The organism is Methanimicrococcus hacksteinii (genome assembly GCF_032714515.1).
In the GTDB taxonomy this organism is placed as follows: Archaea; Halobacteriota; Methanosarcinia; order Methanosarcinales; family Methanosarcinaceae; genus Methanimicrococcus; species Methanimicrococcus hacksteinii.
On the sequence record NZ_JAWDKC010000019.1, the window covers coordinates 55,977 to 76,400 of the forward strand.

Annotated in this window: 17 protein-coding genes, 1 tRNA gene and 1 CRISPR repeat array (1 of these 19 cut by a window edge); of the genes, 8 read left to right on the forward strand and 10 right to left on the reverse strand. The window is 42.8% G+C overall.

Features of this window, described 5'->3' with window-relative positions; translation table 11 throughout:
* Positions 1-2,547: direct repeats of the CRISPR family, unit length 32 nt; unit sequence GTCGCATCCCTTGCGGATGCGTGGATTGAAAC (it extends 1,314 nt beyond the left edge of the window).
* Between the two features lie 79 nt (positions 2,548-2,626).
* Positions 2,627-2,699 (reverse strand) — tRNA-Glu (locus tag MmiAt1_RS05945).
* Between the two features lie 131 nt (positions 2,700-2,830).
* On the reverse strand, positions 2,831-3,802 hold the full coding sequence (locus tag MmiAt1_RS05950) for a type II secretion system F family protein (protein ID WP_318785974.1): 972 nt from the start codon (positions 3,800-3,802) through the stop codon (positions 2,831-2,833).
* 94 nt (positions 3,803-3,896) lie between these two features.
* Here MmiAt1_RS05950 and MmiAt1_RS05955 point away from each other — a divergent pair, with 94 nt between their 5' ends.
* Both MmiAt1_RS05955 and MmiAt1_RS05960 read left to right on the forward strand, forming a co-directional pair.
* On the forward strand, positions 3,897-5,549 hold the full coding sequence (locus MmiAt1_RS05955) for a type II/IV secretion system ATPase subunit (RefSeq protein WP_318785975.1): 1,653 nt from the start codon (positions 3,897-3,899) through the stop codon (positions 5,547-5,549).
* On the forward strand, positions 5,546-6,448 hold the full coding sequence (locus tag MmiAt1_RS05960; RefSeq protein ID WP_318785976.1) for a type II secretion system F family protein: 903 nt from the start codon (positions 5,546-5,548) through the stop codon (positions 6,446-6,448). The genes MmiAt1_RS05955 and MmiAt1_RS05960 overlap by 4 nt, the downstream gene beginning before the upstream one ends.
* On the opposite strand, the gene MmiAt1_RS05965 is transcribed toward MmiAt1_RS05960, so the two are convergent.
* A complete protein-coding gene (locus MmiAt1_RS05965; RefSeq protein WP_318785977.1) occupies positions 6,449-6,997 on the reverse strand; it encodes a hypothetical protein in 549 nt (182 codons plus the stop codon).
* A 379-nt stretch (positions 6,998-7,376) separates the two neighbouring features.
* Positions 7,377-8,873: a catalase gene (locus tag MmiAt1_RS05970; protein WP_318785978.1), complete on the reverse strand. Its 1,497-nt coding sequence runs from the start codon at positions 8,871-8,873 to the stop codon at positions 7,377-7,379.
* A 260-nt stretch (positions 8,874-9,133) separates the two neighbouring features.
* Between MmiAt1_RS05970 and MmiAt1_RS05975 the strand changes: the two genes are divergently transcribed.
* The 6 genes from MmiAt1_RS05975 (at position 9,134) to MmiAt1_RS06000 (ending at position 14,519) form a co-directional block, all read left to right on the forward strand.
* Positions 9,134-9,529: a hypothetical protein gene (locus MmiAt1_RS05975; protein ID WP_318785979.1), complete on the forward strand. Its 396-nt coding sequence runs from the start codon at positions 9,134-9,136 to the stop codon at positions 9,527-9,529.
* Between the two features lie 105 nt (positions 9,530-9,634).
* A complete protein-coding gene (locus MmiAt1_RS05980) occupies positions 9,635-10,195 on the forward strand; it encodes a DUF367 family protein (protein WP_318786028.1) in 561 nt (186 codons plus the stop codon).
* A gap of 1,430 nt (positions 10,196-11,625) precedes the next feature.
* Positions 11,626-12,405 carry a thymidylate synthase gene (locus tag MmiAt1_RS05985; RefSeq protein WP_318785980.1) on the forward strand — a complete coding sequence of 260 codons (780 nt, stop codon included), beginning with the start codon at positions 11,626-11,628 and terminating at the stop codon, positions 12,403-12,405.
* Between the two features lie 108 nt (positions 12,406-12,513).
* Entirely contained in the window at positions 12,514-13,275 is a 762-nt protein-coding gene (cobA, locus tag MmiAt1_RS05990) for a uroporphyrinogen-III C-methyltransferase (protein ID WP_318785981.1), read from the forward strand.
* 62 nt (positions 13,276-13,337) lie between these two features.
* Positions 13,338-14,132, forward strand: coding sequence for a uroporphyrinogen-III synthase (locus MmiAt1_RS05995; RefSeq protein ID WP_318785982.1), 795 nt, complete (start codon positions 13,338-13,340; stop codon positions 14,130-14,132).
* A gap of 156 nt (positions 14,133-14,288) precedes the next feature.
* Entirely contained in the window at positions 14,289-14,519 is a 231-nt protein-coding gene (locus tag MmiAt1_RS06000) for an Lrp/AsnC ligand binding domain-containing protein (RefSeq protein ID WP_318785983.1), read from the forward strand.
* 1,146 nt (positions 14,520-15,665) lie between these two features.
* Here the strand turns inward: MmiAt1_RS06000 and MmiAt1_RS06005 are convergent.
* From MmiAt1_RS06005 to MmiAt1_RS06030, 6 genes are all read right to left on the reverse strand, one after another.
* A complete protein-coding gene (locus MmiAt1_RS06005) occupies positions 15,666-17,645 on the reverse strand; it encodes a threonine--tRNA ligase (RefSeq protein WP_318785984.1) in 1,980 nt (659 codons plus the stop codon).
* 435 nt (positions 17,646-18,080) lie between these two features.
* Positions 18,081-18,368 carry a TfoX/Sxy family protein gene (locus tag MmiAt1_RS06010; protein ID WP_318785985.1) on the reverse strand — a complete coding sequence of 96 codons (288 nt, stop codon included), beginning with the start codon at positions 18,366-18,368 and terminating at the stop codon, positions 18,081-18,083.
* Between the two features lie 2 nt (positions 18,369-18,370).
* Entirely contained in the window at positions 18,371-19,195 is an 825-nt protein-coding gene (locus MmiAt1_RS06015; RefSeq protein ID WP_318785986.1) for a transglutaminase-like domain-containing protein, read from the reverse strand.
* Positions 19,196-19,272: 77 nt separating this feature from the next.
* Entirely contained in the window at positions 19,273-19,659 is a 387-nt protein-coding gene (locus MmiAt1_RS06020) for a hypothetical protein (RefSeq protein WP_318785987.1), read from the reverse strand.
* Between the two features lie 64 nt (positions 19,660-19,723).
* Complete coding sequence (locus tag MmiAt1_RS06025) at positions 19,724-20,026, reverse strand: hypothetical protein (RefSeq protein ID WP_318785988.1); 303 nt, start codon at positions 20,024-20,026, stop codon at positions 19,724-19,726.
* A gap of 104 nt (positions 20,027-20,130) precedes the next feature.
* Positions 20,131-20,400 carry a hypothetical protein gene (locus MmiAt1_RS06030; protein ID WP_318785989.1) on the reverse strand — a complete coding sequence of 90 codons (270 nt, stop codon included), beginning with the start codon at positions 20,398-20,400 and terminating at the stop codon, positions 20,131-20,133.
* Positions 20,401-20,424 lie beyond the last annotated feature (24 nt).

Below are 20,424 nucleotides of genomic sequence, written 5' to 3' on the forward strand. Positions count from 1 at the left end.
CTGATCGTCGCATCCCTTGCGGATGCGTGGATTGAAACAATCGTTTCATCGTCAAGCGCGGTCAATGTCGCATGTCGCATCCCTTGCGGATGCGTGGATTGAAACAATATTTGAATAAAATAAAGAGTGAATCAAATGAGTCGCATCCCTTGCGGATGCGTGGATTGAAACCAAAAACTCTATGCCGAAGACATCTTTAAAATCCGTCGCATCCCTTGCGGATGCGTGGATTGAAACAATAATCATGCCGATTATATGATTTTATCTTCAAGTCGCATCCCTTGCGGATGCGTGGATTGAAACCTTGTGGGGCAATTGAATGTCTGAAGCTTTCATTGTCGCATCCCTTGCGGATGCGTGGATTGAAACCGACGATCGGAACTTCAGCTTTCTGTTTTGTCACGTCGCATCCCTTGCGGATGCGTGGATTGAAACAATAAACACAGTGTCGCCCATTTCTGAAACTCTTGTCGCATCCCTTGCGGATGCGTGGATTGAAACAAAAACAAATCTGACGACCGTTTACGCTTACGATCGTCGCATCCCTTGCGGATGCGTGGATTGAAACGGTCGAAGGCGGTGATTTCGTCGCATGACACACAGTCGCATCCCTTGCGGATGCGTGGATTGAAACAAAATCATTAATGTCAACGGAAGGCGTCGGGACCAGTCGCATCCCTTGCGGATGCGTGGATTGAAACCGATTTTGTCATCATGAATCTTCCAGGAACCCAAGTCGCATCCCTTGCGGATGCGTGGATTGAAACTGGGACGACCAAACGCAAAAACCGAGCAGCCAGGTCGCATCCCTTGCGGATGCGTGGATTGAAACAAGTTCATTTAAAACGCTTTCCCACTCCGAATAAGGTCGCATCCCTTGCGGATGCGTGGATTGAAACTCTTTGAAAGATGCCGGCGTTGTCTCGCCTGTTGTGTCGCATCCCTTGCGGATGCGTGGATTGAAACTGATAAAACGCAACGAGTTGCTCTTGCGCGTCTTGTCGCATCCCTTGCGGATGCGTGGATTGAAACGTAAAACGTCGGATAAACTGGCGCTGCTGGGAAGTCGCATCCCTTGCGGATGCGTGGATTGAAACAGTATCAATCAAATTAAAATATCTACGAAATGCAGTCGCATCCCTTGCGGATGCGTGGATTGAAACTGTTTAATTCTTTCATTAACGGGTCGATAAGGTCGTCGCATCCCTTGCGGATGCGTGGATTGAAACGGATGAATCCCGTCCCATCTTTTCGAGAATGGCGTGTCGCATCCCTTGCGGATGCGTGGATTGAAACCTTAAATTCGGAATATGTAAGCCATTTATCCGCGTCGCATCCCTTGCGGATGCGTGGATTGAAACTATCGTTACGTTATGGGGAAATGGGCAGCGTCTCGTCGCATCCCTTGCGGATGCGTGGATTGAAACGGCAGCAATAACACGATTAACTGGCGCTGTTTTCGTCGCATCCCTTGCGGATGCGTGGATTGAAACGTGAAAATATCCGGATCGTCAGAAACGTCAAAAAGTCGCATCCCTTGCGGATGCGTGGATTGAAACCGTAGACGGCGGCAATGCGTGGGCGAAAATAGAAGTCGCATCCCTTGCGGATGCGTGGATTGAAACTGACAACTTCGCCGCGCTTCCACGCTGCTTTGATGTCGCATCCCTTGCGGATGCGTGGATTGAAACTCGCCGAGTGCGCCGCCAATTTCCGCGGCAAGACGTCGCATCCCTTGCGGATGCGTGGATTGAAACCGTGTACTCCGATTGCTGGATCCCATGCAATACAGTCGCATCCCTTGCGGATGCGTGGATTGAAACGTTAAAAACATAAAGATAAGTTGCATTTGCCGGAGTCGCATCCCTTGCGGATGCGTGGATTGAAACTAAGCTATATCAGACTTATTACCTACTCTTACAGTCGCATCCCTTGCGGATGCGTGGATTGAAACGCACAGGCGTGAACAAACATTTTTAATTTTTCGCGTCGCATCCCTTGCGGATGCGTGGATTGAAACACTTTTTACCACATTACATTATAGAAGAAATGAGTCGCATCCCTCACGGATGCGTGGATTGAAACGGACTGCCGGGATTATTGCCCCCCGAACCGTTTTGTCGCATCCCTCACGGATGCGTGGATTGAAACATTTCCATGTCGAAAATGCGATTCCCGATCATGAAATCGCATCCCTCACGGATGCGTGGATTGAAACTTTACCGGAAATTGCATCTGTTGATTTCATAACGTCGCATCCCTCACGGATGCGTGGATTGAAACGGGTACAAGTTGAAAGAAGATGAAGAAGAAACTGGTCGCATCCCTCGCGGATGCGTGGATTGAAACTTTCGTGGGTTTGGCGCTGCTTCCGGCTACATTAGTCGCATCCTTCGCGGATGCGTGGATTGAAACATTGTCCTGCCTGACAATGAAACAAACACAACGCGTCGCATCCCTCGCGGATGCGTGGATTGAAACAAACAACCGGTCGAAGAAGAATTTGTCGTCACTTGTCGCATCTCTCGCGGATGCGTGGATTGAAACATCACGCTCGGAAGCGGAACCGCAAACGGCATATGTCGCATCCTTCACGATGCGTGAATTGAAACAAAAATAAAGAAAATGCTCCGACCGGGATTTGAACCCGAGTCACAGGAGTGAGAGTCCTGGATGATTGGCCGCTACACTATCGGAGCATTCCGATATATTTTTCCGATAAACAAATGATAAAACAGTTGCCGCGAATTCGAGAAAATCTCAAACTGCAAGCAAAAGAGAGATTTAAGGTATAAAAAGATTATTGTAACGTTTTTGAAATTGAAATTTGTTAAAAAACGCCGCCGGCTGAAAATGAAATCCAGACGGTAAGCAGCATGAGAAACGCGTATTTCAAACCGGCGGCGGCTTTTCCTTTTTGAAGTTTGCCGATCATAAGGCCCGAGAAGAATGCCTGAATCAAAAGCATCCGATAAATCAGAACGGCGGATTCATAAGCGGAATCCGCGGCATGGGTTTGAGCCGTTAAAGTATTCATGGAATCAAACTGTTTGATTAAAAGAACAGCAATTCCGATAAAGAGCAGAAATGAAATGAATAAAACGGTTCCGTAAACGGATTGTTTGGAATTTCTTTCTTTTTTTAAATTCACGGCTTCCTGAATATCAAAAACGGCGGCGTCAATGGATAAATGCATCAAACCGCCGGATTTTTCGGCGGCGGTTATCACCGATGCCGCTCTTTGGATGAGTTTGGAATCATTCCGCTTTCCGAAATTTTCAAGACACGTTTCAAACGGGATGCCCGTTTTCATTTTAAGTCCGATGAGCCGGATTTCATCTTCAAAACCGGTTCTGTTTTTGCCATTTATTTGATTCGTTTTATGAGAGATTTCAGACAAAGCTTCCTGAAGCGTTAAACCGCCTGCAACTAAATCAGATAAACCGCGTAAAAATCCGGGAAGCTGTTCTTCAATCATTTCAATTTTTCTTTGATGTTTTTCTTCAAAATAAATGAAAGGCAAAAAGAATACAAGAGCGGTGAAAAGAACGGCGGATTCCGTCGTGAGAAAGATGAAAAGAAACGGAAAATCGGAAATCAAATATGATTTTTCAAAAAACGCATAAAATACGAAAACGGTAATCGCCGCACAAACCAAACCGAGAATAAAAGACAAAAATGGATTTTGCTCAAAATGAGAAAACGGATTTTTCAAAAAATCAAAATAGGCGCCGTAATTTTCTCTTAATTTCATCTTTTCTGCAATCGAAAAGTCGTCATCATATTCTGTTTTTTGTCTCATTTGAATCCTCAAATTGAGAAAAACGGCACGGTTCATAAATTTTTTGATTTTTTCAAAATCGGCAGGTTTATTTTGAAGCATTTCAAATCGGATTATGAACCAATTTATCCGCTCTTATGATCTGATTAAACCGCACGCTTCCGTCTCGATTCTGAAAACAGATGACGGCCGGATTCGGTATCACATTTCCGAACCCGAAGTCAGTCCTGAAAAAAGAAAACTTTTTCAAAAAATTCTGGCGCTTTTGAACGATTCTTCAAATCCGGATTTGTTTGAATGGAATGATTTGAACGGGCCGAACAAATTGAATGATTTGAACGAATCGAACAAATTGAATGATTTGAACGAATCGCGCAAGTCGGACGAATTAAACGATTTGGTCGGCTCAATCGATTCAACGGATTCGAAAACTTCGGCTCACTCCGGCGATTCTGTTTCCGTTTTGGAAAAAAGCATTTCGAAATTATTGGACCTTTATTCAATTCATCTGACTGAGTCTGATTTTGAAGTTCTGAAATACTATATCCGCCGCGATTTTTATGAATTCGGCGCTGTTTGGCTGCTGCTGAATGATCCGGACATCGAAGATATTTCATGCAGCGGCGGCAATCTGCCGATTTATGTTTTTCATCGGCAGTACGGGTCGGTTCAAACAAATATTGTGCTTTCGGAAGATGAAGCTGACAAACTTGTTCGAAAAATGGCGCAATGTTCGGGGAAACAAATTTCGGTTGCCGAGCCGATGACGGATGCCGTTCTTCCGGACGGTTCGCGTGCTCAGCTGACTTTGGGAAATGAAATCACAACCAAGGGAAGCACTTTTACAATCCGCCGGTTCAATGAAAAACCGTTTACGCCTTATGAATTGGTTCAGAACGGAACATTTACGGCGGAAATGACGGCTTACCTTTGGCTGTGCGCCGAGTCCAATATGAATCTCATGTTTGCCGGCGGAACGGCGAGCGGAAAAACAACGTCATTAAATGCGGTCTGCCGCTTTATTCCGATTGACAAAAAAATCGTATCCATTGAAGATACGCGGGAAATTAATCTGCCGCATTTGAATTGGATTTCGGGAGTTTCAAGAATCAAGCAAAAAACCGTCGGTTCTGCCGGGTCTGCCGGGTCTTTTGGTTCTTTTAGTTCTGTCACTTCTGCCGGTTCCGCTGAAACGGCTGCCGGCGAAATTTCACTTTACGATTTGCTCAAAGCCTCGCTTCGGCAGCGCCCGGAATATATTTTGGTCGGCGAAGTCCGCGGTTCGGAAGCGTATGTTTTGTTTCAGGCGATGTCAACGGGACACACAACGGTTTCAACGATGCACGCCGAATCCGTTGACACGCTGATTCACCGCCTTGAAAATCCGCCTATGAATGTGCCGCGCGTTATGATTCAAACGCTGGATGTTTTGGTCATTTTGGCGCAAACGGAAGATGAAGGCCGTTTTTCAAAAAAATGTTTGTCGATTTATGAAATTTTAGAAACTGATCCGCAGACTTCGGAAATTTTGACGCAGGAAATTTTCAGCCGAAATGAAAACGAAAATGAAAACGAAAACGAAAAAATGAATTTGGAAAAGTCTTCGGTTTTGGAAAAAACAAGAATTCGAAAAGGATGGACGGATGAAAAGTTAAAAAATGAGTTTGAGAGAAGAGTTTCAGAAATTCAAAAAATCGTTGGTAATCTCAGCTCTGATTCTGAGTCTTCTGTCGATTTTGAATCTGAAATTTCGGAGGCGGAATTATGATTTCAAATCCTCCGATCCGGTTTGTTTTCAAAACTGCTTATCGTTTTTTCGGTAAAACTTCTGAAGAAATCCGCCTGCCGTTTTTGGGAAAAAATTTGAAAAAAAGCCGGATGTATTTTCCCGAATCTCTTTATTTGTCAGTGATGTTTTTTGTATTATCCGCCGTTACAATTCTTTGGATTTTGGCGGAAGCGGCTGTTTTCATATTCAAAACGGCAGGCGGGATTGAACCTGAAACAGCAGATCTGATCTCGGTTTTTGTTTTTGCCGGTTTTATTTTTGCAATTCTTTTCATCGCTGTTCTTTTTTATTTTATACCATATTTCAAAGCTTATGACCGTAAAATCAAAATTGAACAGCAATTGCCGTTTGCCGTCAATTACATGGCGGCGATGACGTTTGCCGGAATCCCGACGAGCGAGATTTTTGCCGCCGTCTCCCAAAACAAACTTCAAACCGTTTACAAAGAACTGTCCGCCGAAATGAAAAACATTGAACTCCAAGTTCATGTTTTCGGAGAAGATTATCCCGCGGCCCTTCAAAAAACGGCAAACGAAACCGTATCGCCGCTTTTTTCCGATTTTCTGGCCGGCGCAAAAAACACAATGGTTTCCGGCGGCAGCTTCCAAAAATTCATTCACTCCAAAAAACATGAATATCGAAGCCTGGCCGCGCGCCGAAAAGAAAAATATTTTCAAACCCTTGAAATGTTTTCCGAAATTTATCTGACCGTCTTTTTAGCAATGCCTCTTTTCTTTATGATTTTATTTTACACACTGGCGCCGCTTTCAGGACCCCAGACAGAACAAATGAAAATGCTGACATACCAGATTGTTCCGTTTTTAGGAATATTCTTCCTGCTGATTTTGGAAATAATGAATGAAAAAGAAGACTTGTAATCAAATGAATTTAAAAAACGGAGACGGATTGTTGAAAATTTTCAAAAAAGGAAGCAGCTCGCGCGCGGGAACGGCGGCAATGGCAGCGGCAGCAAGCAGGAATGGCAGCAGACAAGCCGGCAAGTCTGCAACTGTATTTACAGAAACAAGATGGCAGCGACAGCAAACGGAAACAGTAAAGTAACAGCGACAAAACGGAAACGGTGAGGTAACAGCGGCAAAACGGAAACAGTAAGGTAACAGCGGCAAAACGGAAACAGTAAGGTAACAGCGGCAAAACGGAAACGGTGAGGTAACAGCGGCAAAACGGAAACAGTAAGGTAACAGCGGCAAAACGGAAACAGTAAGGTAACAGCGGCAAAACGGAAACAGTAAGGTAACAGCGGCAAAACGGAAACAGTAAGGTAACCTGTGCCCACGCTCGCGTAGCGAGCGGATGTGATAAAAATGAGATGATACACACGGAAATGCAGTCAGCAGTGCATGCAATCGGCAGTGTATGCAGTCGGCAGCGCATGCAATCGGCAGCGCATGCAGTCGGCAGTGCATGCAATCGGCAGTGTATGCAGTTCACAATGAGAACGATCAGCAACATAAAAAAATAAAAATTCGAAATGAAATTTTTGAAAAACAGTTTATTGTTTAAATTGAAAATTATTGAAAGCAACGGCCCGTTTTTCGATGATTTTTTAAAACCGAAACATCATTTTTGTTAAAGTTATAGAAAAACGAACCCCCGTTTTACTCTCTTTATTTCAAGGAAGAGGGGGTTCGGGTTTGAAAAGTTCATGAAAACGATGTTTCGGATTAAAAACAGAATAAAAGTCGTTTTCCGGCCTTTATTCCTTTAATTTTTTTGTGTTTTGCATTGTGTTTTGCATTGCGTTTTACATTGCGTTTTACATTGTGCTTTACATTGCATTTCACATTAAACTTTAATCTGCTTCAAATCTTTGACATCCAGATTCTTTTCAACCAGATGCCATTCGATTCCCATTGCATCGGCGACACCCTTTCCGTAATTCGGATCGGCGCGGAAACAGTTGACAGCGTGGCGGACTTTTGTTTGGAGCGTCGCGCCTTCAATGTTTCTGCCTGTGTTTTCAAAGAGCAGCTTCTGCTTCTCAGGCGTCATCAAACGGAACAATTTTCCGGGCTGCGTGTAGTAATCGCTGTCATCCTCACGGAAATTCCAGTTGTCAATCGGTCCCGTCCAGTCGAGCGCCGGCACCTTAAACTCAGGCTGCTCTTCCCACTCGCCGTAACTGTTCGGCTCGTAACCGAGCGTGCTGCCGTAGTTGCCGTCAACACGCATCTGCCCGTCACGGTGGTAAGCATGGAGGCCGGAGCGCGGTTTGTTGACCGGAATCTGGTAGTGATTCACACCGAGTCTGTAGCGCTGCGCATCACCGTATGAGAACAAACGTCCCTGAAGCATTTTGTCCGGCGAGAAGCTGATTCCCGGGACAACGTGCGCCGGATTGAAAGCCGCCTGTTCGACGTCGGCGAAGTAGTTGTCCGGATTTTTGTTCAGCTCCATTACACCGACTTCCATAAGCGGGAATTCGCCGTGGTACCACACTTTTGTCAGGTCGAACGGATTGTACGGCATCTTTTTGGCCTGCTCGTCCGTCATCACTTGGATAAACATTGTCCAGCGCGGGAATTCACCTTTCTCAATGCTTTCGTACAAATCACGCTGATGGCTTTCACGGTCCATGCCGACAATTTTGCAGGCTTCCTCGTCGGAAATGTTTTTGATGCCCTGCTGCGTCGTCAAATGGAATTTGACCCAAACGCGCTCATTCTTGTCGTTCATCATGCTGTAAGCGTGACTGGAGAAGCCGTGCATATGCCTGTAAGAACAGGGAATGCCGCGATCGCTCATTGTGATTGTCACCTGATGAAGCGTTTCCGGCAGAAGCGTCCACCAGTCCCAGTTGTTTTTCGGGCTTCTCAGATTCGTCCTCGGATCACGTTTCACAACGTGGTTCAGGTCCGGGAATTTCAGCGGGTCGCGAATGAAGAAAACGGGGGTGTTATTGCCGACAAGATCCCAGTTTCCGTCTTCCGTATAGAATTTCATGGCAAAGCCGCGAATGTCGCGTTCTGCATCCGCTGCGCCGCGCTCGCCGGCAACGGTTGAGAAGCGGACAAACATTTCGGTCTGCTTTCCGATTTCAGAGAAGATTTTTGCTTTTGTGTATTTTGTAATGTCATGCGTGACGGTAAATGTGCCGAACGCGCCGGATCCTTTGGCGTGCATACGTCTTTCGGGAATGACTTCGCGGTCGAAGTGCGCCATCTTTTCAAGATACCAGACATCCTGCAAAAGAACAGGGCCGCGCGGGCCTGCCGTCATAATGTTGTTGTTGTCGGCGACAGGTGCGCCGTTTACGGACGTTAATTTATGTGAGCCGGACATTTGATTTACCGTTTCTTTTTTTTCTTGATTTGTATTCAAATCGAACACCTCTTTTGAATCAATTGATTCAGTTATTTTTATAATAGTGTTCTAGATGTATAAATATGTTGGTGAAATATAATTTTAATATATTGGAATATTGCAGATATTTCAAAGTAAACAAATTAAAAGTTAAAAACAAAAATAATAAAAAGACATAAAAACCGAAACAGAAGAACAAAAACAGAATTGAAAATAAAGAGCAAACAAAAAAATCGGAAATGAAAAAGTCAAGACCGAAAACACAAACAAAAAGATCAAAACCAAAAACCCAAATAAAAAATCAGAAACAAAAAACAAACAAAAAAATAGAAACGAAAACGATTAAAACCAAAACCCTCAAACAAAAAAACCAAAAACAAAAAGATTCGAAACCAAAAGCTCAAATAAAAAAATCAAAAACAAAAAGATTCGAAACCAAAAGCTCAAACAAAAAAATCAAAAACAAAAAGATTCAAAACCAAAACCTCAAACAAAAAATCAAAAACAAAAAAATCAAAAACAAAAAAATTCAAAACCAAAACCTCAAACAAAAAATCAAAAACAAAAAGATTCAAAACCAAAACCTCAAACAAAAAAATTCAAACAAAAAGATCAAAATCAAAAAATTAAAATGAAATCAAAAAGAATAAAAGGAAAACATTCTTTATGGAATCAAAATGCGATTATAAAAAGGCGGTTGTATGAATCAAAAAAGCAAAGCGGAACAATACGGCAAACAAATGAATTTCTCAAAAACGGCCGGCTCCGATTTGTCTTCAAATGCGCCGAAAGATGTCCGCCTCTATCTTTATTATGCCAATCAATGCGACCCGCGGAAATGCAGCGGCAAAAAGCTGGTTAAATTTGATTTGGCCCGCCAGTATGAAAACATCGGCGAAACGCCGAGGGGCGCAATTTTAATGGACCCGACGGCCGAGCAGGCGCTTTCCCGCGCCGACAGTTTGAAAAAAGGCATTATTGTTTTGGACTGTTCCTGGGAACATGCGGAAGAAATGTTTCCGATGCTTGAAAAATTCGATCTTCAAAGGCGTGCGCTTCCTTATCTTTTGGCGGCAAATCCGGTTAATTTCGGCCGCCCGTTTCGTTTAAATTCGGCGGAAGCATTTGCGGCCGCGCTTTATATCATGGGGCGAAAAGAGCAGGCTGAGAAAGTTATGTCCAAATTCAATTGGGGGCATTCTTTTTTTGAACTGAATGAAGAACCGCTGAAGGATTACGCGGCGGCGAAAAACAGCACGGAAGTCGTGGAAGCTCAAAGTTTGTATATTGATTTTGATTAAAAGATCTTGGGAAGTGCCATTCATGGAAAATTTTCAGACATTTAAACAAAACATCAGTTCATGGTCTTTTGAAACAGTATTATCTTTGCTTGGATTTGCTTTCGCCGTCTATTTTTTAGGAAGTTGGAGTAATATCGTTTTATCCGGCTTGCTTGGAATTATTTTAACAATTCTTATTTTCAACAGAAATGAAAAAGTGATTCGATTTTTGACAAACGGAATCGTTTTTTTAATGGGCGCTTATTTTTTGCTCACGTTATACGGCGCAGCCATCGGTTTTGATAAAACAAACGGCATGCTTTCCGAATCCTATTCTTACCCTGTTCTCTTTATCGTATTTTTTATTTCGTTTTATACATTTTTCGCCGGCTTAAATGAAATTAAAAAAGAATTCAAAAACAAAACAGAAAGCAAAATCGAAAACAAAACAGAAAACAAAAACAAAAAAGAAGTTTTTAAAGAAAAACAAATGACGATTGGGTTCGTTATTCTTGCTTTTTTCCTTATAATCATTTCAGCGGCTGCGATTCATTTTTTTGAAAATCCTCTGTTTCTGCCGAAATTCACCACTTTCTTTGCTCTTGGAATCCTTTTTCCGGTTTGCGTTTTTTACATAATGTATGTTTTATTATTTTGGAAAATTATTCCGGGCATTCAAAGTATCATTTGGCTCCCGTATTCACTTTACGTTGTTGACATTTTGACAATGTTTGTTCGCCTCATACATCCGGTCGGCGACTATTTCCCGAACATTGATCTCACATTTATTCACGCGAATGCGAATGAATTTCATGAAGTTATCGTCGCAGGCATTCTCGTTTCATTCTTATATATGATTGCGGTTTTTGTCCTTTTCAAAATATTTGCTCTTCTGAAACGGGTTATTCGGAAAAACCAAGCAAAATGGGATAACTTTAAAAAAGAATTAAGTGAACAAACAACAAAAGTCAAAATCAGCTTTTATACGCTTTTAACATTGATTTTTATATGTCTGACAAATCCGGTTGTTTCATTATTCAACGGGGGAACTTACGTGTTAAATAGCGGCAGAGTTCACTTTTTTATTGTTCACAGTTTTCAGCCGAGATTAAGCATAATGAAAAATGAGATTATGATGATGTATATACCGTTTCTTTTTATTTTGTTGATTTTTATCCTTTTAGCATGCGTTTTATTTTGTCTCAGCAAAAGAAAATCGGGTAAAATATCCAAATTTGAGTATCTTCCGATTATCTTGTACACGATACTCATATGCGTTTTCTTCTACGCATTGCTTGTGATTTTAACATTCATGTTTGTTCCGATATTATGACCGATTAACAAACATTTTACATAAATCTCAATAAAATTATTAAATCAGAAAGTGGTTTTGAATATATCTGTCACATTCTTTTAATAGCACGTTAACCTCTATGATAAAGTGATTTTTTATGAAACCGTCCTCACTCACATTTGTTAAAGCATATTCGGGAGATAATATTGATTTTTTGTACAAAAAAATCACGGAAGACATTGTTCTTGACGGCAAAGACATTACTTTCGGGCACGCCGGAGAACCGAAAAAAGCGCGTGAAATTTACGCGGTGATTCAGATTTACGGCCAAGCGATTGATGATGTTTTGGCCGGTATCACACCCGAGAATTTCAGATGGGCGGGAGATAAAATCACCGATTATCAGGACAGCTTCCTTGTGCCGCTCTGCGATGTCGGAAAACGCCAGGGCGATGACACTGATTTTGAATACACTTATATTGAGCTGATGCGCAAATTCCAAACGATTGAAGGCGAAATCGATCAGATGGAAGTTTCCAAAGAAAAACTGGCGGAAAACTTGGAATCCGGAATCCAGTCCAACCAGAATGTCGGCACCATTTATCATCCGATGTATTGGAATTCACACAATCCGCCGTGTTTTAACTGGTATCAGGTGCGTTTGCTGGACGACAATCAGGTGTCTCTTCGCCTGCTGTTCCGTTCCAACGATTACGGCGACGCGGTTTGGGCCAATCTCTGCGGTATCGCAAAAGCATTTAACGAACTCGTGATTAAACCCGCCGGCTGCGAACTGGTTGAAATCATTTTAACCTCAACGTCCGCGCACATTTACGCCAACGAAGCCGATTTGGCAAAAAAAGTGTCCGGATTTGATTGGGACAAGGAAAAGAATGAAAAGAAAGCGCCGATATTAAGATTACTCGGCCACAAATAATCAAAAAATCAAAAATAATCAAAAAATTAAAAATAATCAAAAAATCAAAAAATTAAAAATAATCAAATTTCAATTTTCAAATATATTAAAATATTGAGGATATAAAAAATGTCTGAAAAATACGGTAAAGTTTATTTGGCAGGTTCAGGTCCGGGAGATCCTGATTTGCTGACGGTGAAAGTCCGCCGTCTCATTGACGAAACGGATGTCGTGATTTACGATCAGCTTCCCGGGGAAGCGATTTTAAGCTTAATCCCTGAAAAAACCGAAAAAATCGACGCCGGCAAATATGCCGGAAATCATACGCTGACGCAGGATAAAATCAACGAAGCCATCATTGAAAAAGCCAAAGAAGGCAAAATCGTTCTGCGCCTCAAAGGCGGCGACCCGTATGTTTTCGGACGCGGCGGCGAAGAAGCCGAAGAGCTGGTCAAAGTCGGCATTGAATTTGAAGTCGTTCCCGGAATCACATCCGCCGTTGCCGCTCCGGCTTACGCGGGCATTCCGATTACGCACCGCGACAGCAATTCGATGGTGACGTTCATTACCGGACACGAAGATCCGACCAAAGAAGAAACCGGCCTTGACTGGGAACTGCTTGCAAAATTCGACGGAACGCTTGTCATTTTCATGGGCGTTAAAATGCTGGAACGCAACTGCGGCGAGCTCCTCAAGTACGGAAAAGACCCGAAAACGCCCGTCGCTTTGATTGAAAAAGGAACACGCCCCGACCAGCGCGTGACCGTCGGAACGCTTGAAAACATCGCCGCGTTGGCGGAAGAGAGAAATGTCAAAGCGCCCGCGATTACCGTCATCGGAAATGTCGTGAATTTGCATGACATTTTGGGTGAACAGCACACAGATTATTGATTTAATGTTACATTCAAATATTGTTCTGATATTGATTTGTTAATAATTTCGGAGAGATGAAGATGGAAAAAAAACCTGTTCTTGCAATTATGCGGCCCGAAACTTACACGGACGCTTCGGAAGATGCCGCAGCTGCCGCCGGATTTCAGCCGTTTTCGGTTCCTGTTGTCACATTGAAAGGAATGAAAGACGAGGCGTTTGACGGTTTTGCACAGCGTGTTCTCTCCCAAAAAACAGATCTTGTGATTTTCACAAGCGCAAACGGCATTGAATATACGCTGAAAAATTTGGACGGCGTCGGTGAAAAGGATTTTCTGGAGGCTTTGAAAAAGGTTCCAATCGCTGCCATCGGCCCGACAACGCGGAAGAAATTGGAGAGCTGCGGCCTGCAAAGTTCGATGATGCCCGGCGAATACAGTTCGGAAGGATTGGTCAGTGATTTGGGAAAAGATGTTTCCGGCAAAGTGATTGACATTCCGAGAAGCTTTTACGGATCGGAAGTCTTGGTCAAAGGCCTTGAAGATGCCGGCGCTGTTGTTTATCAAACGCATGTCTACACGCTTGACGTTCCGGAAGGCGCGCTTCAGGAAGAACTGATTGAAAAAGTGCTGGCGGGAGAAATTGATGCTTTTGCGTTTACCAGTACGATGATGGTGAAAAACTTCATGGCGCTTGCCGATAAAAACGGCGACCGGGATGAAGTCATTGAACGGCTGAATGAAGCAATTGTCGGCGCAATCGGCTACCCGACGGCGCAAACGGTTGAAAGTTTCGGCGTCAATGTGGATGTTGTTCCCGATGAATTTACGTTTGAAGCGCTGGTTGAAGCGATGAAGGAAAGAATTACCCATATTTGATTTTGGTTATAAACGATATCTATATAACAAAGAGAATTATTTTATTTCACATCCCGTTTCAAAATCGGCAGACGTAAGGATTTTTATTAAAAATAATTTAAATATAATCTAAATATAATCTAAATCATTCAAAAATTAACAAAAGAGGAAAAAAACATGGTTATCGGAGTTACAATGTTAAATGTATTGCCGGGTTCGGAAAAGAACGCTTACAACGATTTAAAGTCCTTTGACGGCGTCAAGGATGTTTACCACGTTTTCGGCGAGTTTGACTTTGTTGTCATCGTTGAACTTGACACGCTTCGCGAACTCAACGACATCGTCGACAAGATCCGCGAAAGCCCGAACGTGACGGCAACGCAGACGATTGTCGGTGCTGAGCTTTAAGTTTATTATTATTGGTTTGAGTGAAATTTTTCATTCAAACAAATTCTTTTTTGAAACGTTGTTAATTGTTAAGGCGAAGCCATAAAAAATCGCGAAGCGATTTTTCTGCAAACGCCTCCCTCCTTTTACCCTTGAAATTTTGTGAGCGAAGCGAGCAAAATTTGTTGACAAGATCCGCGAAAGCCCGAACGTGACGGCAACGCAGACGATTGTCGGTGCTGAACTTTAAGTTTATTATTATTGGTTTGAGTGAAATTTTTCATTCAAACGAATTCTTTTTTTTGGATTTTTAATCCACCCCTGTTAGATTGACAGATCTATTTTGCTCCACTTTCTGTTCGCAGCAAATTTTAATCTGCACATATAGAAGAATGCGGCAATAATATAATCAAATGTGGTTTCAATCCACGCATTCATGAAAGATACGACTCAATTACATAATCGGCAGGGAATCTCTGAGCGTTATTTCAATCCACGCATCCGCGAGGGATGCGACTGCCGGCGTTGTCAGCTATTGTTTGTTCGTTGTCGTTTCAATCCACGCATTGTGAAGGATGTGACTTTAAATCCCGGTCGGAGCATTTTACTTTTTAATTATTTTGTTCATTTTCAATTTTGAGTTTTTCAACATAATAAAACGGCCTGCCGTTTTTATTTTCATCATCTTTTGTCTTATTATTCATCAATTTGCTGTCGGGAAATCTTTCAAAGCAAAAATCCGTTATAAAATACAAATTTCCCGTTGATAATTTCATTTAACCATATCAAAAAAATCATTCATTCTATAATTGTTTTTAAAAAGAACCGGCCATTTATTTGAAGTCCGCCGCCGGCGGGCGGAAATACATTTAGCATCAATGGTGAGTAAACATCATTGAAGCCGGCAATTTATTTGGTCTCCGCATACCGGCAAGCGGAGATACATTTCGCATCCGAAATCAAAATTGAATTTCGGCTCTGATACAATGAAGTAACAGAGGAATTGACAAAGTAATTCTTGTCAAATTAAAAAAAGAACCGTGTCTATAAATACCTTTTTTAATATTTTCAAAAAAGATTTATCTAATTTCTATAAAAAAGAACGTTAATAAAAGAACCGAAAAAGAGTTTGTTTTTTCTCTTTTTCGCACATCGTTTCAGCAAAATTTAAACAAATTTCGCTCTCTTCGACAAATATTTCGGCAGCGGCAATCCTCTGTAAGGCATGCCGGCGATTTCTTTACCGATTCTTTCATTCAATTCTTCAACCGTCATTTCCTGCTGGAACGGCTTGTTCGGCTGAGATTCGGCACGGATTGTCACAGTCAGTTTACCGGTTTCAGCTTCTTTGTCGCCGATAACAACCGTGTACGGAATCCATTCGGTTCCGGCTTCTCTGACTTTTTTGCCGAGTGTGAGTTCACGGTCATCATAATCGACTCTGAACTTGAGATCGGAAGCCACCTTTTCAGCAATTTCAGAATGCTTTTCGGAAACCGGAATCACACGAACCTGAGTCGGTGAAAGCCAAACCGGAAGCGTTGCGATTTCGCCTTTGGCGCTGTTCATCGCCGCTTTTTCGAGAAGCCCGTAAATGCAGCGCTCGATGGCACCGCTCGGAGAGCAGTGAAGGACGGTCGGGCGCTTGATTTCGCCGTCGGAATCCGTGTAATTAATGTCATAGCGTTCCGCGTTTTCGACGTCAATCTGAACGGTTGAAAGCGCGCTGGCTTTGTCGGACGAATCAACGAAGTTGAATTCAAATTTCAAGACGAAATAGAAGAAGCGGGTGTCCCACATTTCAACAAGAACGGGCTTGTTGACTTTCTGAACCATCTTTTCGATGAGCTCTTTGTTTTCTTCGTAGAAATCTTTCGTAAAACGGATCGCAATTTCAAAGTCATCGAGTTCGATTCCGATATTGTCCAACACGTCAATACAGAATTCGTACTGCTCAAAGAACTGTTCCTTTGCTTCGTCCATGCCGCGGCAGAGCGTATGCATGTCCGGCATCGTAAATGCGCGGAGACGGCGGAGGCCGACGAGTTCGCCGCGCTGTTCTTTTCTGAAACTGTAGCGGGTGAGCTCAATCATTTTAAGCGGCATGTTTCTGTAAGAAATCGTCATGTCATGGTTCATCAAAAACTGGCCGAAACAGGCGGCGAATCTGAGGAACATATGGCGCTTATCGGATTCGATGGAATATTGTCTTGCCGGGAACCGATCCAGATACTTTTTCAAAGTCGGGTGGTTCATGTCATACATAATCGGCGTTTCCACTTCCATCGCGCCGAAATCAGAAACACTGCGCTCGACAACATAATTTTCAAGCAAAGATTTCATGAGGCGGCCTTTCGGATAATATCTCATGTTGCCGGAATCAGATCCCGGCTCGTAATCCGCAAGCTCAAGCTTTTTCATAAGCTCGACATGCGGCGGCGGCGCGTTGACCGCTCTGTTTTTGGAAACTTCATAATTGACGAATTTCTCAAGCTTTTCACGGCCCTTCAAATCAAAATCGGAAACCTCGTGCATTGCGCCCGTTGTGTCCATAATTTTAAAGTAAGATTTCGCGGCGCTTTCCGCTTTCAAAGCTTCGGAAACAACGTCGTCGTCTTCGGAAAGCTGAACACTTGCACCGCAGGCATTTCCTTTCAGCGCGGCAACACTTCCGCCGGCAGCCGTTCCTGCACCTGCGCCTACACCTGCGCCTTCCGCTGTTTCATCCACACAGATGTGTTTGGACAATTCCGACAGCGGATGTCCTTTGCAGCTGACTTTGAACGCCTTGTACCAGCCGAACGGCGCACGTTTCACAACAAGACCGTCTGCCGCAAGTCCTGCTTCAATTCCTTTTAACACGGAAACGCCGACATCCGGCGCGGAAAGACTGGAACTGAGATGAGCGTACGGATAAATCATCACTTTGTCGGTTTTGACCTGCTCTAATGTGTTTTTAATCTGAGCAACAGCGGCAGCCACAGTGCCGTCCGGATTTGCTTCATCGCATTTTTCGACTGCGATAAATGCCGTCAGCGCTTCTTCGAGGCGTCCGGCTTTCATATCGTCGCTGATTTCCTCAGCGATTTTCGTTTTCTTTTTGGTTTCATACTCGATGTAATCCGAGTGAATGAGAAGCATTTGCATAAAATTTACACCTGAAATTTTGAATTTTTCAAATAATCTAACAGTCTTAGAGATGGGAATTGAATGCGGTTCAATTATTTAAACATTAATGAAACAAAAAAGAAGCGTAAAAGGCTTCATCATTAAAAAACGGGGTTCGGATTTAATGAACGGATTCAAACATTTGTGCAGCCCGCGCGCGGAAGCGACATGGGAAGCAGCAAACAGCAACAGGCAGCAGCAACAGGCAGCAGCAAACAGAAGCAGACAGCAGCAGACAGGCGGGCAAGTCTGCAACTATATTGACGGAATTGATACGAAAACTGCCGAAAGCCGCGGCGGCAATAAGGTAATCTGTACTCCCGTTCGCGAAAGCGAACGGCTGCTCCTAAGAGAAACAGATGCCAATGAAACGCAGACCACGCTGTTGCTTAACGGATGCAGTCAGACTGCACATCAAAGATTCTTGTGGAACTCTTTTAATTCTTTTTTCTTCTCTTCCGGCAAATCATGCCATCGGACGCCTTGGATTGCACCTTCGAGTCCGCACAGCATGGAAAGGCAAGCGCCCGGATCGCGCTCGCGCAGACGCAGAAGCGCTTCTTTGCTCCCGACGGCACAAAGCTGCTTCGGTGTTTCGATTCCGGCTTCCCGAAGACGAACGGCAGCAACTTTTCCGATGTTGGGCATCTCTTCCAATTTTTCATATTTTTGATTTTGAGAATTCTGATTACAGCAAGTCATTTTCAGCACCTTTTACAAATATTTTCCCATCCGTTTTTGTTTTTATTTCCGGATTTATTTTCTTCATTTTTATTTTCCGTTTCATCTTCATTGGCCGATTCATTTTCCTTGATCGTTTCATTTTCATTGATCGGTTTGTCTTCATTGATCGGTTTGTCTTCATTGATCGGTTTGTCTTCATTGCTTTTCCCGTAAATTTCGGTCGGCAAATTTTCCCACAACCCGTCACACGTTTTGTTTTCCGTCAGCGCCCGAACAACTTCCGGCGCCGGGTTTACATAAATTGTATGAAAATCTGTTTCGCCGAGTTCGGGACGTGCAATGAAGGCGGTTTTTTCTTCATTCGGATTCAATGAAAATTGAGCGTCAACGCCTTCTTTATTTCCGCGCGGGTCCAAACGAACCCAACCGCCCGTTTTGTCATCATTTTCAAAATAAACGCCGCAAAGACCGTGAATAATCAAAACCGGCGCCGTGTCATTCTGCACCGTTTCATTGTCTAAAATCAATTTTTGATAACAAAAACCGGCGGGAATGCCGTTTAAGCGGTATAGCGCCGCCAATAAATGAGATTTTGCAAAACAGATGCCTTGTTTTTCTTTTAAAACATCGGATGCTTTCAGCGTGACAATTCGGCCGCCGATGTCGGCCGAATGAGAAATTTCGTCGCGGACAAAATCATAAATCCGCTTCATCAAATCAGTTTTGCCGGAAGCTTCCTGATTCAATTTTTCGGAAACCGCTTTGATTCCGGGATTTGAAAAGTCAATGATTTCCGTTTCGTTCAGATAATCGGATAAATCGGCGGACTCGGGTATTAATTTCACGCTATCATCTGAGAATATTTTTAATAAATTTCATTTTTGAATGACTTTTAATAAATTCTCAATATTTTGGAATGACTTTAATAGATTTTTCGACTCAGCTTATCCTCCTGGACTTGTTTTTCTTTTTTCGGTTCGGACGGTTCCGGCGGGTCTTTCTTTTTTCTCATGAAATAAATCACATAAATGAGAGCGACAATGATTGTCGGAACATTCCATAAAACAAAATTTGAGAGAAACGAAACCAATACGAAGCCGACCTGAAAGCCGTTTTCCGTTCCGAACGCCGTATAAGCCGACAAAAACAAAGAAACCGCAGCCGCTAAGACAAACGATATACAAAGAACAATTTTGGCTTTCTTTTGATTGTTTCGGGCGCCGTAATAAATTGAAGAGACGATTGAAACAATAAACCAAATCAAAAAGAAATAAGATAAAACGGTCAGAACCGGATCTCTAACAATCATAATTTTGCCCCTTTTTCGTCTCTTTCTTTTATGATTCGATTATTTTATTTTATTTTATTTTATTTTATTGTCTTCTCTTGCCGAAATACAAGGAATGAATCGCAGCCAGCATAATTGTGATGATGTTGATTCTGACAAAATACGAAAACGCCGTTGTGAAACGTCCGCCGTCGGGGAAGTCCATGAAGAAGAACGCATAAATAACCGCTAAAATTGAGATAACGAACGGAACGACCAAAAGCCAGAGTCCGGCCTTCATTTTTCCTTTTTTCCCTAAATAAATCTGCACGGCAATTAAAATGATTGCCAGCCCCAGAAGAAGAATAATCTGTTCAATCCCGAGTCCTAATCCGTCAATATAATCCATTTGCAAGCCCCCAAATTATTTTAAAATGAAACAGCGGTGATTATTTGTTTTTCTGTTCCTGTTTCATGATATTGTTTTGATTCATTTTCATTTTATTTTTGTTATTATCTTCTGCCGTGATATAAGATATAAATTCCCGCTAAAATCACGGTCGGAACATTCATGATAATAAAAACCTGAAGCCACAGATAAATCATGCTGATTAAATTCGGCGGCGCGGAATAGAAATGAATGCCGATGACAGCCAAAATTGAAATCAGAAACGTCAAAGCCGGCAGAATTAAGCCGGTTCGTTTGTTTTCCCGTTTGCAGAGATAAACCTGAAGCGTGAAAAGAAGAACCAAAATAACGATAAGCGCAATTGTTCGGTACATTGTTTGTTTTCCCTCTATTTTCAA